5 protein-coding genes and 1 pseudogene are annotated in these 18,966 nt (G+C 43.0%); 3 read left to right on the forward strand and 3 right to left on the reverse strand.

All coding sequences use genetic code 11. The features are described 5' to 3' along the window. The 3 genes and pseudogenes from ABIN91_RS00005 to ABIN91_RS00015 form a co-directional block, all read right to left on the reverse strand. A pseudogene (locus ABIN91_RS00005) lies at positions 1 to 290 on the reverse strand (hypothetical protein); the annotation flags it as partial. 173 nt (positions 291 to 463) lie between these two features. After that, the gene (locus tag ABIN91_RS00010; RefSeq protein ID WP_348047103.1) at positions 464 to 9,454 is read right to left on the reverse strand and encodes a cellulose binding domain-containing protein; all 8,991 of its coding nucleotides are present in this window, start codon (positions 9,452 to 9,454) and stop codon (positions 464 to 466) included. A 440-nt stretch (positions 9,455 to 9,894) separates the two neighbouring features. Next, complete coding sequence (locus ABIN91_RS00015; protein WP_348047105.1) at positions 9,895 to 13,980, reverse strand: two-component regulator propeller domain-containing protein; 4,086 nt, start codon at positions 13,978 to 13,980, stop codon at positions 9,895 to 9,897. A 630-nt stretch (positions 13,981 to 14,610) separates the two neighbouring features. On the opposite strand from ABIN91_RS00015, the gene ABIN91_RS00020 reads away from it, so the two are divergent. The 3 genes from ABIN91_RS00020 to ABIN91_RS00030 all read left to right on the forward strand — a co-directional run. Then, positions 14,611 to 16,512 (forward strand): glycoside hydrolase family 97 catalytic domain-containing protein, encoded by a 1,902-nt coding sequence (locus ABIN91_RS00020; protein ID WP_348047107.1) that lies wholly within the window; start codon positions 14,611 to 14,613, stop codon positions 16,510 to 16,512. Positions 16,513 to 16,554: 42 nt separating this feature from the next. Further along, positions 16,555 to 17,532, forward strand: a complete 978-nt coding sequence (locus tag ABIN91_RS00025; protein ID WP_348047109.1) for a family 43 glycosylhydrolase — start codon at positions 16,555 to 16,557, stop codon at positions 17,530 to 17,532. A 371-nt stretch (positions 17,533 to 17,903) separates the two neighbouring features. After that, positions 17,904 to 18,966, forward strand: a 1,063-nt coding sequence (locus ABIN91_RS00030; protein WP_348047111.1) for a glycoside hydrolase family 97 N-terminal domain-containing protein, incomplete at its 3' end; no start/stop codon positions are given.

Raw genomic sequence — 18,966 nt, forward strand, 5'->3', positions numbered from 1 at the left:
GTTTGAATAACTTTATTGCGGAAGGTCCAATTGGTTAAATCAGTAGAAGAATAACAGGCTACATAGCGCTTCTCAGGATCATTTTCTTTTTCCCTGTCTTCGCCAAACCAATAATAGGTATCGCCCAATTTTATAATTCCACCGCCATGCGCCTGTACGTGTTTACCACGATCATCTAACCATAGCCCGTTAGGCTTAATAGTGTCTGTTTTGTATTGCGCCTGCGCTGATAGGCAAAGGCCTAATACTATAATAAGAACGAAATTGCTTTTAATTAATAATTTGATCATTGAGTTATTATTTATTTTAATTAAGATGTTTATTAAACAGATCATTTTTTAAATTTTGTGTCTCGTCTGGAAATATGGCTAATCACAATTTATTAAGCAATCCCCCCGCTGTATTTGCGGGGGGATTTTTTAAAGAAGACAAAAACAGTTTATTTCATTATTGCTACCTGAATTTAATGAGTTACCAGGATCCTGATAGAAGGTAAATCGTTGAACTGAACAAAGTATACGCCTGGAGGATAACTTCCAAATAGCGGTATCTGTAAGGTATCTCCTTCAGCTTTAAATGCACTGGTCTGCATCATCTTTCCATAAATGTCCCTTATCTTCATCGTTATCGTTTGATTTAATAGGTCGCTTGTCAGCTTCACTGAAAAACGGCTATCAACCACTGGATTAGGATAAATGATCAATCTGTCAGAAAGCGGCTTATTAATATCTACCGTTGGCGGTAATTTCAAAGCGATATCTCCAGCACCATTTGTCATCGAGTTTGCGGACATCACGGCTGGCTCCGTTCCATAAACCAAAACTCCCTTGTAATACACCGTGATCTTGCTGTTGCCCTGCATCACATCTTTTGCTGCATACGAGTAGTCATTGGCTTCGTTAAAATTAGACCAATCCGATTTCGCGATACGGTACTGGATATTGCCCGAATTGCTTAGCGGATAAAGTACACCTGCCGAAGCGTTCAGGGTTATTTCAAAGTAATGATCGGCACCATTGCGAACAGGACTTAAGGCAATAAATTTCCCGCTGATGTTACTGCTTCCTTTTTTGGCGTAATCAATCCAATAGTTGAGACTTTGAGTACCCTCTTCGGTAAACCAGTAGCGCGCAGTCACATCTCCACAAGCGACAGCTTGGTTACCGGTGTTATTAATAGAAAGATAAGTGCTGATCGTATTCCCGCTTGCGGATTGATTTTGATTCTGATAGGAAACACTCAGGCTCGTTGCCGGTGATACGGTGGCAGGTTCTGTACCCCAGATTAACATACCATTGCGATAAAGAGTAATATGATTATTGGTGGCATAATTGGTACTGTTTTGATAAGAATAGTCGTCGCTCTCGTTAAAGTTGGACCAATCCTGGTTGGCGAACCGCGATTGTATCGGCCCGGTATTGCTGCCAGCCGAAAGGTTGCCGCTCAATGGGAAACTGTATTCCATATAACCCAATGCACCATTGCAGGGCTGGGCTAAGGCTACATATCTCATTGAGACGTTGCTATTGCCCAACTGTGCATAGTCCATCCAGGTGTTCATGCCTGCATAGTTTTCGGCGGTAAACCAATAACGCATAGTGATCTGGTTATAAGCTACAGTTACAGAATCGGCATTGACAATCTTCAGGTTCGGGCGAATAATGTTATTTGTTAACTGTCCTGCATCGCCATCCTGGTATTGCACCTGCAGGTTAAGCGGTATAACCGTGAAGGTTTGGGTGGCTGTCGCTGTGTTGTAAGTACTATTACCAGCCTGGGTAGCGGTAATAACAGTGGAGCCAATACCGGTGATATGTAAGGCACCATTTACGATGGCAGCTACATTGGTATTCGAACTAGTGTACGTTACGGACAAGCCTGAACTTGCGGTTGCAGCAAGGGTAACATCGGCATCACCTGGCCTTTTCGCAGAAAAAGCATTAAACATGATGCTCTGTGCCAGTTTATTAACGGTAAGGTTTTGGCTTGCCGGAGTAGCTGTCAGATAAGTCCCATTGCCAGTCTGAGACGCGATGACGGTTGTTGAGCCGGCTCCAGTGATATGCACTTTCCCGTTTACAATAGTTGCAACGGTACTGTCTGCAGTTGTATAACTGATCACTAAACCTGAACTTGAGGTTGCACCGCCGTCAAAATCTAAATCAGCAATGCTCTTTTGAGGTATTTCGTTGAATGTAATGGCTTGATTCAACTTGTTTACCGTTACAGTCGCTATACCTGTTGAGGAGTTCCCATTCACATCGGTTACTGTTAAGGTTACGGTGTTTTGTCCAACATTTGAGGAATCAAATACCTTTTTGTTTAACGTGTAAGCGGTAATCGAACAATTGTCCGTTGATCCGTTGTTGATCTGTGTTTCGGTAATTGTTGCTCTTCCTGCGGTATCTAAAGTAACGGAGATATTCTGCGTTACCACTACTGGTGCAACAGTGTCTATTACAGTTACAATCGCTGTGCCGCTTGATGAATTTCCGCTACCATCAGTTACAGTAAAAGTAACCGGGTTTTGTCCGACATTCGAGCAATCGAACACTTTTTTATCCAAAGCATAAGTCGTGATCGAACAATTGTCGGTCGAACCATTATTGATCTGCGCTTCGGTGATCGTCGCTGTGCCGGTCGCATCCAGATTAGCCGTGATGTTACGGGTTACAACTATCGGCGCGATAGTATCTTGAACTGTTACGAACGCCGTTCCTGCGGAAGCGTTTCCGCTGACATCCGTTGCCGTTAAGGTTACCGTGTTAGCTCCAATGTTTGAGCAGTCGAAAGTTTTCTTATTTAAAGCATAAGTCGCGATCGAACAATTATCAGTTGAACCATTATTGATCCGTGCTTCGGTAATAGTTACTTTACCGGTCGCATCCAGATTCACTGTAATGTTTTGGGTTTTAACGGTTGGAGCAATATTATCTACTACGCTTACCGCTTTGGTAGCTGTACTTATATTACCATTAGCATCTGCAGCTGTTATGGTAACAGTTTGGCTGCCTGTTGTAGCGCAAGTAAAGCTTGCAGGACTTAGCGTTACCGTAGGTGATGCCGTATAATTATCAACCACAGTGGCAATACTGGCAAGGCTAACGGCTTTTGAGCCGCTTGCATCCAAGGCCAAAGTAACCGGACCTGTTACCAATGTTATTATTGGTGCGGTATGATCCGCAACCACGGTTAAGGTTTGGCTTGCTATTGGTGCTATTGCATAATTGTTATTACCAACCTGAGACGCGGTGATCGTAGCTGTTCCCGTTCCCACCAAATGTACGTTATTATTGACTATAGTAGCTACAGCGCTATTACTGCTGCTGTAACTTACAGGTAAACCTGAACTTGCTGTTGCGCTGGCATCAAAATCAACATCGCCCATTTCTTTTTGAGGAATGGCGCTAAATGTTATAGTTTGATTTCCTTTCTTTTGACCCCAGAACTGAACTTCAGCAACGTTACAACTACCATTAGTTGGCCCCAGGTATCGCAAATAACGATACGTCGCTGCATTAGAGACAATTTGTGTTGTGATCACGCTATATGCGGGTGCAGTAGTAATTGTAGTAAGTGTAACAGCATCGCTGAAATCAGCCTTGTTGGCACCCTGAAAAACCCCGTTTACCATACGTGACGATACAGTAGCCCGAGGCGCAAAACCTACGTATGACACTACAGCGCTACTATCAGTACCAAGATCAATCCCTACCCATGCACCGGTTACCACGTTAGCGTCGAAGTAAGTATTCAAATTGTTATCCCTCGCCGCAGCGATGGTAGTAGCGGAATTGTTGTTCCATGAGCCTGTTGTACCAATAAGTGTACCGGTGAGTGCCTTACCAACAAACACAATGGCCGGTGCCGACGCCTGGCTTTCGCCCAGACCGTTAACCGAGGTAACAACATAATAATAGGTTGAACCCTTGGTCACAGCCGCGTCGGTGTAAGTGGCCGAGGTCGGACTTGCGATAGTCGTATACGGTCCGCCGCTTACTGTTGAACGCTTAACGTTATAACTGGTAGCTCCGGTGCTTGAGCCCCAGCTCAATATAACCTGCGTAGTGGATAAAGCAGTAACAACCGGTATTGGCGGAGGCCCTAATATGGATAAAATTTGGGCTTTTGTTGTTCCTGCATAAAAACCATTGCCGGCCTGCAATGCGGTTATGGTAATTGATCCGGCTGCTTTTGCATGTATTTTATTATTAATTATCTTGGCGATAGTGGTATCGCTGCTGGTATAGCTTACCGCTAAACCTGAACTTGCAGTGGCAGCAGGATCTACATCAGCGTTGCCAACCATTTCCTGAGCAAGCGCGTTAAATGTAATGGTTTGGCTCTGTACATTCTTCAGCACGTTTATTTCTGTTGGCGTAAGCGCCTTGCTATAGATCCTGAAATCATCTACGGCTCCATTCAAAATAGGGTCAACAGACCATTGCGACTTGCCGATATAATTCAGGGTCGTATTGCCCATAACCGAAGGGTTAAGCGTCATGGCGCTGTTGCGACCTACCTCTACACCATTAACATAGAGGATGGCTACTGAGCCCGATGACGTTACGGCAAAATGTGTCCATGTTCCGGTTGATATGGCCGTGGTGCAGTTGATCTGATTGTCCACGCCACCTGTGTAAATGTCATAACGCGGATATCCTGTGCTACTCTTAGGTGTCAGCATCATATTGTTAGTAGTACCCGAGCCAAAGTCAAAGATACGTCCCGAGGTTGAAAGGGCATCCAGCTTAACCCATGCGGAAATAGTAAAATCTGTTAATGTACTTACTACTCCGGCAGGAAGCGTGGCATAACTGCTCGCTGTACCATCAAAATGAAGTGCAGTATTGAATTTACCGGCTACCCAGGTAGCATTGGTGTTCAGTGTACCTTTACGGCTATTCCAAACATCCGTAGTCGTAATACCGCTGGCTTCATCAAAAGGCCAGTAGCCGTATTTGCTTACAAACGGCATTGCGCGGACCTCTGCTGAGTTCGAATTTTCACTGATACTATCTGCCGAGGCTATTACATAGTAATAGGCAGTGCCGTTGTTCACGCCAACATCCATAAAACTTGAAGTGCTGGTATTGGTACTTCCAATGGTTGTATAAGGACCACCAGATGTTACAGAACGTTTAACATGATAAGTGTAGTTAGAGTTGGCGATCAAATCCCATGAAAGTATAGTTTGAGCATCACCTACAGTTGCCTGTATGTTGCCCACAATGCTGCTTTGTATCGTTAAGCTAAGCTTTGCAGTATCTGCGGTACTACCATTTGATGCAGTAAGCGTAACCGGAAATGAGCCTGACTGTGCAGGAACACCTGAAATAACGCCCGTAGTTGTATTTACGGTAAGGCCAGCCGGAAGGCCGCTTGCCGAGAAGCTAGTCGGGGATTTAATAGCAGTAATTGTATAGTTATAAGCCTTGCCTTGCAAAGCTGTATCTGCTGATGCACTGGTAATGGTTACCCCCTTTGTACGATCGTCAAGCAATACCACATCATTACCGGTTCCTCCTTTGTAGGTAATACGGAAATCGTAGCCACCTGTCGAAATAAGAGACATTTCAGGCTGATCTTTAAAAATACCGTTTATAGCTAAGGTTCCTGTATTGTTGACAATGGTATACGAAGTTCCTAATGGTAATGTACCCGAGATCGGAATTAACTGAAGTGTCGGACTGCTTAATAAGGTCACACTTGTTGCTGTAACTTTATCGCCTACTGCTGTACCCAGGTTAAGTTCTGCCTGATAAGTCGCATCGGCCTTTAAAGTAAGAGCGCCAACACTTAAGGTGCCGATATTTGACACTCCAGGTTCTAATATCGCACCTGGTCCGCTTCCGGTTCCAATGGTAGCCGATGACTGAATTACTCCCGTGCCTCCCAGTGAACCTTCCTGTACAATTATCGGACTGGGAAAAACCCCGCTGGCTGCATCATTAGCTATTGATAGCTTCCCCTTTTTTACAGTAGTAGTTCCATGGTAGGCCTGGTTACCGTACATTCGCAAAGTTCCTGTACCTACTTTTTCAACGGTCAGATTAGTACCAAGAGCGTCAATGATTCCTCCATAGTCGGAATATGAATTCAGGGCACCGATACTGATAACAGGCGCGCCACCCGCATCGTTCCTGATATAACCCCGCCCGCTAAGGGATCCAAAATTCAATGTTCCGGTTTTAAAACCTATACTTTGGCAATCGGGCGCATTAGCATCCAGCAACCAGCTTGCCTTTGCACTTCCCGATTCGGGAACCATGAAGCGCAGCCGCAGGGCCCCACTTCTAAATATGGAGACAAAGGTACCGGTAAACCCGCTATTATCTCCATACAAATTCAAACCGGGGTAGTTATTTGAGTCATATGCTATGCTACCTGAACCTAATAGTTTTCCGTAAAGAGTTATTGCATAATTATCCAGATACAGACCACTTCTGACTCCAGGCAATACTTCTATGTCGTTATATAATGTTAGGCCCGCAGTGGGCGGAGCCTGTAGCAGCCCTCCGTTCATCCGGATGATGCCTGTGCCAAATGGCCCTGCTGTAGGGTGGCTGGGCATTCCGGTTCCTGTGCCCGATGCAATTACCTTACCACTAATAATCGTCGTATTTCCTGAATAGGTACTATTGCTTCCGTTAATATATAAATTACCCCAAGAGTTCATCCTTAAAGAACCTATACCGCTTATTGCCCCGTTCAAAACAACGCCGCCTCCGGTATTCACACTTAACTGCTCCGTTAGCACTAACGGGGCAGTTATGGTCTGTATACTTGATGAATTGTTAACCAGGTCATTTTTCAGGTTTAAAGAATTACCTGCAATAGTGTAGGCATTCGCATCTGATGCAAATTCAATCCTTGAGGCCACCAAGCCGTTGATATCATTGGTTAAAGTACTATCACTTGTTGCATTAAAGGTTAAAATGGCCGGGTTTACCGGAATCGCATTTTGAGCCCAATTGCGTGCAAGGTTCAATGAATCTGTAACTGGCGTTGAACTCCATACAGATGAACTTGACCCCGGTACGCCGAAAGCTTCGGGTGAATTAGCACTTTCCTTTGTAGTTCCTAAAGAAGAAACTACATAGTAGTATGGACTGCCAATGGTAACATTTGCGTCGGTATAGCTGTTTGTGCCAACCGTTGCTATCGTAGTATACGGGCCACCAGTTGCAGTACCACGTTTTACTTTATACGAAGCGGCGCCGTTAGCAGCATCCCATGAAAGGTTGATGCGGTCGCTTTGACTTGTTGCAACAAGGTGACCGGGAATTGCAGGAGGAACGGTAGCAAAAACTTCGTTGGAATTACCACTTTCCATATCACCTGTAAATGCCGTAATGACATAATAGTTATTTACTTCGGGTGCAGGAGAGAGATCTGTAAAACTGGTGAGGTTAATAGCTGCCTGAATAGTGGTATATGGGCCTCCCGCTGTTAGCGAACGTTTTACCGAATAACTGGTAGCATTCGCTGAAGTTGGCCAGCTAAGTTTGATCTGTGTGGTATTAACCACTGATGCCACAGCAGCAGTGATCGCTGCAGGGGGCGCGTTATTGAGCACTTTCAGAATCAAAGTTGCAGTGCCGCTGCCGCTGGCATTGGTAGCAGTTAGCGTTACTTCGCTTTGTCCTATTGCCGTAGGTGTACCCGAAATAATACCGGTAGACGTATTAAGGCTAAGACCTGCCGGCAAACCGCTGGCACTATAAGAAGATGGATTAGCACTGGCACTGATATTATAACTGAAAGGTAGGCCAATGGTGGTTGTGGCAGTGGTAGCACTGCTGATCTCCGGTGAACCCGCAGGTGCGGTTTGGCTATACGCCACACCACTGAACGTGGCGGTATTCAGCGCCGATGTATTGTTTGAGAGGGTATAAAATCCCGCATATAAATCAGTTGGGAAACCCGTTGCTGAATACCAGCAACTAAGATTGGTCCAATTAACCCCATCCTCCGAATGGTACGCGAATATGCGGGTACCTACACGTTCTATTTTTAACCACCAGGGTGCTTTGGGGTATCCATGGTTCCCTACCCCGCCGGTAGCCTTAAGAAAAATATCCCAAAAAGCGGAACCGGGCGCCAGCGATGTGCGTAACATAACGCCGCAGCCCCCGGTATTTAGCGACATATTCTCCACCTTTACCACCAGGCCTGCATCGCCGCTAACTTTTTTAAAGTTGAAACTGAAGGCTGTACTGGTGGATGTTCCGGCACCTTTAAGTGTCCATAGCCCGTTATTGAACGAAGCGCTTCCTGCAAGTCCGGTATTGCCGATGTCGATATTGGTCAGGCCGCTGTTTACCGCCTGCACATGATCGGCAGGGTAATATACCTGAGGCAATTTAACCGCGGTAGAAGTATCCGATGATTTCAAATATAGGAAATCACCACCGGCGCCACCCAAAGCGGCCCGCATCCTGTCGGTATTAGGGGTAGGTATGCCCTTTCGTATATTATAAGCGCTGTAAATAAGATTAGTCATATCGCCAAACCTATCTCCGGGCTGAATGCCCCAGTTGCGCCAATAACTGGCATAACCTCCAAACGGAATATAGGTCATGGTAGCTCCGTCAAAACAATATTTATGATACAGTTCGCCGATAGCATATACCCGGTTTTCTAACTCAGCAAACATATCCACCCCCTGCTTGTAGGCAACTTCTGCACCCCATGCCAGGGCCGCTGCCTGTATGCGCCAGTGGCCGTCGCGGCCTGTATCTCCTACTTCGCCATTGGGCAGCGAGTTGCGCATGCCTCCGCCGGCATCCATCCGGTACACTTCAATCGCTTGGTTAAACCGGGTGGCATTATTACAGAAAATCGATGCGGCCAGGGCTATTTTTAACTGAAGAGCGCCTTTGTTCTGGTCGTATAATGGATTAGGTACAGAGGATGTCGGAAATAAGATATTAGCGAAATAGTTTTCCACATGTTGTGTATTGGCCGCGGTCCAGCCGGGAAAAGTATAGCGGAGTATTTCAGCTCCAACGCCCCAATCCTGGGCATGGTCACCAATGTCCAATCTATTTTCATTACCGCCCCAATAGGTGTTGGTAACCGCCCAGGCATCCAGCATATTGGTTGCTTTTCGGGCGTATGCACTATCCCCGGTAAAAACGTACATAAAGGCCAGGTTGCGGATAGCAACCATATCGTTTATCCACGCATTGTTATTTAGGGACGGAGCACGGCTTACCGTTGCATATGGCCCTTGCATAGCGTAGCTTAGCTGAGACTTGCTGTCACCCTTAAATGCATTGTAAGCCGAAAGCCAGGGCTCCCTGGTAATGTTGGCTTTCAACTGGTTAAGATCGGCTTGGTTAAGGCCTATACCCGGATGGACAAAGGTCTGTCCGCGGGCCACCTGGCAGGCCAACAAGAAAATGACCAAAGCAATTCCTTTCAAAAAATCGTGTACTTTTCTTTTCATAATTGTGGGTTAAATGGTTTTAAAATCGGCAACAGCTTTGTCAAACGATAATTCACAATTCCTGGCAACTCGCCGCAAAAAAGCTTACCGATGGTACAGTCCGATTCGATTTCCGGTATAATTGTAAGCCAAACCTAGGGCTAAAAATAAAGACAGAGGGGAGGCAAAGTGCTTGATTACAGGGGACAATCAGGATGGTTATTCAAAGAAAGCCGGATAAACGAAAGGCAAAGGATATTAACCTACATTGAGTGTAAGTACCTGTAGGACTTCATTGAAGAGCATATTAGCCATTTAAGCAAGTTGGGTTTGCCGTATGATCAGCATAAAAAGCATGCGTAGCCCTGTATCTAATTCATCCGGGGTACGGCAGAACATTCCGCTTGACTTATCACACCATCTCTCAGCACATCTGTTTTGATGGGGCGGATTCCATGACTTTAATTTTTTATTTTCTGGCTGGTAATCGGCAAATTTATTTTAAGCGTTGGGATAAATGCATTTCGGTATTTACGGATAAAGTCCGATGGCCTCATTTCGAATAGTTTATGAAACTGTTCGCGGAAGTATCTGACATCCTGAAAACCACAAAGATACGCGATCTCCTTAATATGCATGTCTGTTTGGATCATGAGTTCAGCTGCTTTTCGGAGCCTGATGTACCTGATAAATTCCGAAATCGACAAACCAGAGATCGACCTGATCTTACGGGAAAGAGGGGACCTGCTCATTCCGATCTCCTCCGTAAAGGTTTTTAGCGAAAAGCTCTCGTCATTCAGATGCTTTTCAATAATGGCGATACATTTCGCAAGGAAATCACTGTATTCTGATGGGATCTTCAGGTTGTTGTTTCTAAGGGTGACCTCGTTTAAAAAGTAATCTTTAAGCGTATCGCGCCCCTTCAGCATACTTTTGATCCTGGCCAACAGCAGTGCGCTCTCAAATGGCTTGGTAATATAGTCATCGGCACCGCATTCAATACCCTTCAATTTAATCTCAGGAGAGGAAGTTCCCGTCAGCAAGATCACGGGTATATGGTTCAGCGAAGAAGATTCTTTGACCCTTAAACAGAACTCCACGCCGCTCATTCCGGGCATGACCACGTCACATAGAATAATATCCGGCTCAAAGCCGACGGCAGTTTCAAACCCGGATTCGGCATTCTCGGCCTCGTGAACGACGTAAACATCACGCAATAAACTTTTGATATAAGTTCTCATTTCGGCGTCATCGTCAATAAGCAGGATAACGGCTTTTTTATTTTCAATATCACTGAGTATCTCGCCAACATATTGATCGGTCTTTAGGTTTTGGGAATGGTCTGTTTCCGGCTCTGCGATCAACTCATGCAGCAATGCATTGTGGCCCACTGAACTTTGTACCAACTGATTTTCACTGGTATACTGTTCGGGTATAGATGTTTTAGGTAGACGGATCCGAAAGGTAGAACCTTCGCCCAGGGTGCTCGTAAAGGATAACTCTCCCAGATGGGCGTCGACGTATCGTTTGGCCAGAAATAGCCCTATCCCGAAACCGCTCTGTGCGGTAGACTCCTTTTCTTTGGGCAAGCGATAAAACTTATCAAACAACTTTTCGCCCGTTTCTTCCGGTATTCCGGGACCGTTATCTGTAACCAGGATCTCAATATGGTCCGCCCCATCTATGATCTGTAACGCTACCGCGCCATTGGTGGGCGTATATTTGATCGCGTTTGATAAAAGATTAAATAAGACGATCTCCAGTTTATCGCGGTCGGCATAAACCCTGATATCATCGGAAGGTGCTTTAAACTGGTAGGTAAGGTGTTTGGATTGTACCTGGTTGTTGAAGCAAAGAAAAACCTCATAATAAACATCGATCAAGTTCAATACCGATGGCTGAATTTCCGAGATTTCGTTCTCTGAAGAACGGAACAACAAAAGTTGATCGACCAGGCTTAATAAACGACGTGAATTACGGTATACGGCGCTGATATCGATGAGGTCAACATTATCCCGATTACTATGTAGCAGTTCTTTTATCGGGTTGATGATCAGCGTGAGCGGCGTTCTGAGTTCATGAGATATATTGGTAAAAAATGATATTTTCTTTTCATACAATTCTGAGGCCAGTTTCACCTCGTAGTGAAGCTGGGTTTGCTTTTTCTGATAATAATGATAACAGTACAGTAAAAACAGGATCACTGATAGATAGAACAGATAGGCGGGCCAGGAACGGTACCAGGGTGGAAGCACCGTGATCAAAATCGTTAACTCTTTCGGATTCCAAACACCCGATGCATTTGTCGACTTGATTTTGAGCACATAATTACCCTCATTAAACCGGGAATAATTGATCGTATGCTGGTTTCCGATATTGTTCCAGGTTTTGTCTCTCCCTTTCAGGAAGTAAGCATACTGGATCTTCGCCGGAAGGGAATATTCGAGTGCGACAAAATCCAGCGACAATATGGCTTTGTCATAAGGAAGCACGATGCGATCAATATGATAGGTATTTGTAGCGCCCGGAAAAAATTCACTACCTGCATCAACCGAAGTATTGGCTACCCTCAGATCAGACAAAATCAGCTGGGGGAAATTATGAAACTGCTTAATACTATCTGGATTAAAAATAGTGAATCCCTTAATGCCTCCGAAGATCAGCTCTCCTGACCTTAACTTTGCCGAAGCGTTATAATAAAACTGATTCGACTGTAGGCCGTCTACACCGTAAAAATTTTCAATTTTACCGGTAGAAGGCGTCAATTTAGACAGGCCGTTAAAAGTGCTCATCCATAAATTACCTTTATCATCTTCTTCTATGTTTAAAACCTTATTATTACATAGCCCATTTGCTTCCGCATAATTTTTGAACCGCCCGGACAAATGATCGTATGCAAACAAGCCACGTCCGTAAGTGCCGATCCAAAGTGTTCCTTTTTTGCTGACATACAAAGTTCTGATGGATGTATTCAGATTGATCGTTTTGTCAATACCGGAACGCTTGCTCGCATGAATTAGATTACCATCAAATGTACCAAGCCAAAAATTATCAGGGCCGTCGTCGACAATAGCGAGGGTTACCTCATTAATTTTAAACGGGGCCGGAACAAATTCATTCTGTTTAGGTTCAAACCTGTATAAACTGGATATGCTGGGACCGCAGACAGCCCATATTTCATTATGATGATCTTTGTAGACCTTCCAGACAGGGTTGATCTTATCACGGCCTTTGAAGGGGATATTTTCAAAAGATTGTTTTTTGACATTGAACCGAAGAACGCCGGGCCCATAGGTGGAAAGCCACATATTTTGCTCGTCATCTTGAATAATACTGGTCACGTAGTTCTCATTAAAGCTTTGATCTGCGGACTGCTTAAAAGTGTAATTTTTAAAAGAATTTAGTTTTCTATCCCATACGCTTATGCCCCCACCATCGGTACCTATCCAAACATGTTGATCCTTGTCTTCGCAAAATGAAAAGGTAAAATCGTTCACTAAACTATTAGCGTTGACCGGATCGTGCCTGTAGGTATGAAATTGTTTGGTTTTATCGTTCAATATATCGATCCCCCCTCTTAAGGTACCTACCCACAATCTGGAGAGTTCATCTTCATACATGCTATGGGTCGCATTGCTGGTTAAGGTTTCAAAACCTAAATGAGCGATAATTTTAGCCTGATCTGAAATAACGCCCATTTTAAAAATGCCCTGTCCATCTGTCATCACCCAGAGTATTTTTGCCTTATCAATTAACAAACCGTTGATCTTGGCATTGGAAAATACCCCCATATCTATTTTTCTTAAATGACCATTCTGTGGCTGATACACGAATAGCCCTTTTCCGGTTCCAATAAAAATATTACCCCCTGGGTCTGTGGTCATCGCAATAACGGGCGGCAGATCTTGTACCACGACGGTCAATGTGTTTGATTCTTTATTAAACTTGCAAAGACCGATTTTGAATACGGCAGCCCAAACCTGATGACCGCTCCCTATCGCGTTGGCGGTGACGCTATAGGAATGGCTATTTTTTTTATTCTTTTGTAAAAGCGGGATTTGCCTCGCCAAGGTACCATTGGTAGTTACCAACAATCCATTTGCACGCGTCCCTACATACATGGTACCTGCTTCGTCACGCGTGATAGCATAAACAAATTCCCTGAGACGTTGCTTATGTTGCAAACTATCCGTAAAAAAGAGCGGTGAAAATTTTTGAGTCTTGCTATTTTGTATCCCTAAACCGTGTTGGGTACCCACCCAGATATTCTGATTTTTATCTGAATTAATACAGGTAACTGCATCGTCCGGCAAGGTGCTCTCATCTTCATATATACTTCTGAAAACTTTGAAAGTATACCCGTCATAACGGTTTAGACCATCAATGGTGCCGAACCACATTAAACCAGTCTGATCCTTGTAAATGGAAGTCACTGTATTATTGGAAAGGCCGTTTTCGATTCCCATATTCGAAACTGACTGCCCTTTAGCAGATTCTCTGAATAACAGGGTTAAAAATAAAATGATCAGACCGGGATTATATCTCATTCTAAATAAGTACACCAATGGATTGGCAGTTAGTTTTGAAAACGTTTTAGATTTAAAGGACAACGTTGGTTTAGTTGAAGTTAGTCATTATTTATTGATGTCAAAAAAATGATGCTACAAACTCGTATTTATCATGACTTAAAATAATTCCGGGGCAGGTAAAAATAAAGAAGCGATGGGACTTCTGTCTAAAACTTCGATACATTTCTATTTCTTTGGTTACCATAGTTACAAAATCACAGTCCGGATTGATCGTCTATATAAATGACAACGGAGCCATGATATTCAGACGATCCAAGTAATACCAGAACAGTACAACGAAGTAAGCCAAAGGGACGGTTTCCCGTCAATGACAGATACGCATCAATAATCTTGTCTTATGATCTTCTACCGGTATACTATGCCTTTGATTTATAATAGTCGAATATAGGAGGAGAAACACAAGCAATGAGGGGGTGCATCGCATCGAATAGAGGGGACAAAATGTCGCTTTCTTCTGCCATCCGTTTTTTATTAAATATTAAGTGCTAAACTTACCGAATCATTTATTGATCATGTTTTGTATCTTTTATAATTCAGATATGATCCTGTTTTTATAAACCGCTTTATTTAGTCCTTTTTATTTAAGTTATGAATATTACCAACAACAAAATTGTATGTAGGATAATTTTACTGTCCCTATTCTTATTCTTTATGATTTTTATTCCCGTTAAAGCAAAAGGCCGGGAAAAAGTTATTGCCGAGGTTACATCCCTTGATAGCAAGTCAAAAGCAACCTTTGCGCTAAATGAGCAAAACCAATTGCTCTACCGACTAAGCATCGGAGGCAAAACTGTGCTCAATTGGTCGCGACTCGGATTGGAAACAGACCAACTAAAAATGGATTTGGGAATAAGTATAGAATCCGTGGACAAAATAAAGCACACGGAAACATTCAAATGGCCGCTTGGAGAAAACAGTGTTATTGAAAATTATTATAACGAAATTATTTTAAACTGCCGAACCAGTGATGTGAGGTACATGATCATTGCAAGAATGTACAACGGGAGCCTGGCATTTAAGTACATATGCAAGGATCTGAAGGGTCGGCAAGTTAGATTAAAGCAAGAATTGACAACTTTTAATTTGACTGTGCCTTTCACGATCTATCAATACCATGAAGAATCAATTTTTCGGCCACTTTTGATCGACTCACTTCAAAGCACCAGCGATCTACCTTCTACACTGGCAGTGAATGGAGGTTTTATTAGTATAGGAGAAGCAGAAAATAGGAATTACACTAAATGTGTGCTGGTAAAAGGGACGACTAAAAATAGCCTTAAGCTTAACTTTTATACTGACACGCTATACCGGGATCATAAGGTCTCCCATATTCAAATCGATACGCTTGTTCTATTTAAAGATAGCTTGGTAACACCCTGGCGCACGATCAGCTATGCAAATTCTGCTATTGAACTACACAATTTTAGCGAGCTAAACTTGAAACTGGTGACACCACTAAACCAAGAAGTGCCTTTGAACATCAAGCCAGGTAAGGTATTCCGTGTTCAATTAAGCACACAGGCTGCGATGGACGGTGTTGATCTTGCGGCCAAGATGAATTTCCAATATATAATGCTCGATGGCGGATGGTATGGCTCGGAATGGAATATGTCTTCTGATCCAACCCAGCCTATCCCTGCTATTGATATGCCAAAAATAGTCAGCTATGCCAAAGACAAAGGAGTAGATGTAATATTATACGTTGGTTACAATCAATTAAGAACAAGGCTAGAAACCTTTTTGCCCGTGTTTAAAAATTGGGGAATTAAAGGCATAAAGTTTGGGTTTGTTGATGGTGGGACTCAAAAAGGCCTTTCGTGGCTGGACTCCACAATTGCCAAAGTGAGTGCATATGGATTTGTGATCAACGTACACGATCATTATAAGCCTACGGGTTTGGCACGCCGTTATCCGTTTCAACTTAGCCAGGAAGGAATCAGAGGGGATGAAAATAGCCCTGATGCATTTCATAATACCGTATTACCGTATACAAGATTTCTTGCCGGAGCTGCGGATTTTACATTTTGTTACCCTAACGCCACGAACGCCTATAGTAAAAATGTAAAAGTGAGTAAGGGGCAACAACTGGCCTTGACAGTAGTATATTTTGATCCACTGCAAGCAATGTTCTGGTACGGGCGACCACTTGAATACGATCCGGAGGGAATAGACGTCGAATTTTTCAAATATGTTCCTACAGTATGGGATGAATCAAAGTATTTAGCTGGAGACATCGGCAAATCCATAACAGTAGCTCGTCGCAAAGGAGATGTTTGGTACTTAGGTAGTGTCAGCGGATTAACAGACCAAAGCACGCAGATAAAGTTAGATTTTATTGAAAAGGGAAAAAAATATGATATGGTACGGTACAAAGATGATGGGAAACGTGGTATTCAAAAAGATCACGCACAATGCAAGTTTGGGGACAGCTTGCAATTAAGTGTCTCTGCAAAAGGTGGCGAGGCGATCATACTGAAACCTGTTAATTAAAACAAATTTTAAAGATATTCATCAAATTTAAATTTCATAATTATGTTTAAAAAAATATTCCCTGTATTGTCGTTTGTACTCTTATTAACATGTACAAACACTATAGGACAAACCACAGCAAAAAGTTTTATTAGTAACCCTATTACAAGTGGATTTTATGCAGACCCATGCATTGTTAAAGATGGAAACACCTATTTTATCTATGCTACAACGGACCCCTGGGGGGGCAATGAACTTGGTGTTTTAGAAACTAAGGATTTTAAACACTTTAAACAACATCATCTTAATTGGCCTACCAAAAAAAGTTGTACAAGTCCTACTTCTCAAAAAAATATGGTTTGGGCTCCTTCTGTTAGAAAGGCTTCAAACGGTAAATACTATATGTATGTAGCGGTAGGAAGTGAAATTTGGGCGGGTGTAAGTAAAACACCTTTAGGCCCATGGAAAAATGCGAAGGCAGATAACTCTCCTTTGGTTAAATACACGGATTTTCCGCAAGTACATAATATAGATGCCGATTGCTTTATTGACACAGATGGAAAAGCATACTTATATTGGGGCTCTGGCTTTGGATGGGTGAATGGTCATTGCATGGCTGTAAAACTTAAGGATGATATGGTTTCTTTTGATGGAAAAGCAATAGAGGTGACCCCACCATTATACTTTGAAGCACCACATATGATTAAGCGTAAGGGTAAATATTATTTAATGTTTTCTTATGGAAAAGCGATAGATGCAACGTACAAAATTGGTTATGCCGTTTCCAATAGTCCACTCGGACCGTTTGTTACAGGTAAAAATAACCCGATTTTATCTACATCATCAGATAGTACGATTTATGGCCCGGGACACAATACTGTTTTTACTGAAAAAGGCCAAGACTATATTTTGTACCATCGGATACTTCCGCAACGTAAGGAATACGTTCTTCGACAGTTATGTATTGATAGCTTAAACTTCGATAGGCAGGGGAATATAAGGAGAATAAGATCCAAGGGTGTCAGTAATTTCACGAAATAACGGTAGCTAATGAATTACTATGCGAAATTCTTTCAAAGCCACTCTTTGGGATGGCTCCGATCCTAGTATCTCCTGCAATTAAATATGTTCAGTAAAATCCAACAGATTTATAATTCTTAATTAAAATTTGTTAATTAAATCGCCCAATTGAGAATCAATTGAATTAAGCCTTCCCTTATTAAGCAGTCAAATATTTAACTGCTTAATAAGGGAGACTAATTAGTGGCGACTTTTCACCAGTCAAAATTAAACAGTTGCCTATTTTATCTTGAATTCAATAAAAACCATGTATCCCTCGAGTTGTCCAGGTTATATCATTTTTAATCTGTCTTCACGTGACAATGTTAAACCAATCAATAAAATATATTTAAATGAAAAGTTTATTTTTAGTTCTGAGCCTTTTTTTAGGCTCGTTGGGTTATGCCCAACAAGTTTTATCACCAGATAAAAAAATCAAGGTAGTTGTAGAAATGCAACCCACAGGCCAGGTTTATTTCAAAGTATTGTATAAAAGCAAGGGGGCTTATGTTGAAGTGTTGCCCGCCTCGCCATTAGGCATATTAAGGGCGGATCAGGAATTCGTATCTAATCTTAAATTCATTGGAGAGAATAAGGCCGTTGCAATTCATGATCAATATGAGATGCTGACCGGAAAACGGAAGCTTTGTGAAAATTTCGGCACCGAAAAAACATTCAACTACCAGAATGCTTCAAAACAGCCCCTCGATATCACTTTCAGGGTTTATAACAATGGGGTCGCATTCAGGTATACTTTCCCTAACAAGTCCGACTCTACTTTATTTATCAAAGATGAAGTGACAGCTTATGCAATTCCTGAAGGTACGGCAAGATGGATGCAGCCCTACGATTATGGCTATGAGAAATTTTACCCGTTTAATACCAGCGGCACCGATGAAAAGAACAGCAGGGAATGGGGCTACCCGGCCTTGTATAAGGTTAACAATCAACCCGTATGGGTGCTTATTTCAGAAGCGGGTATAAGCAGGCAGAATTGCGGGACCCGGCTCAACAATATACAGAATACCAACCTGTATAAGGTGAGTTATGCTCCGGCAAAAAAGAGCTGGCATGGCGGTGTTGTTTCAGGTTTACCCTGGAGATCACAATGGCATGTATTGATAGTGGGCGGGTTATCTGATCTGGTAGAAAGTACCCTGATCACCGATGTGAGCGAACCTGCCACCTTTAAAGACACCAAATGGATAGAACCCGGGAGCGCTGCCTGGGTATATTGGGCATATAATCATGGTTCAAAGGATTATAAGAGAGTAATTGAATACATTGACCTGGCTGTGAAGATGAACTGGCCGTATGTACTTATTGACTGGGAATGGGATGTCATGTCGAATGGCGGAACTATAAAAGATGCGTTGAGTTATGCGAAGAGCAAAGGAGTTAAAACGCTTTTGTGGT

The sequence above is a fragment of the Mucilaginibacter sp. genome (assembly GCF_039921305.1).
In the GTDB taxonomy this organism is placed as follows: domain Bacteria; phylum Bacteroidota; class Bacteroidia; order Sphingobacteriales; family Sphingobacteriaceae; genus Mucilaginibacter.

Coding starts and splice junctions, on each gene's coding strand:
- ABIN91_RS00015 (WP_348047105.1), bottom strand. CDS start 13,980: ATGAGATATAATCCCGGTCTGATCATTTTATTTTTAACCCTGTTATTC.
- ABIN91_RS00025 (WP_348047109.1), top strand. CDS start 16,555: ATGTTTAAAAAAATATTCCCTGTATTGTCGTTTGTACTCTTATTAACA.
- ABIN91_RS00020 (WP_348047107.1), top strand. CDS start 14,611: ATGAATATTACCAACAACAAAATTGTATGTAGGATAATTTTACTGTCC.
- ABIN91_RS00010 (WP_348047103.1), bottom strand. CDS start 9,454: ATGAAAAGAAAAGTACACGATTTTTTGAAAGGAATTGCTTTGGTCATT.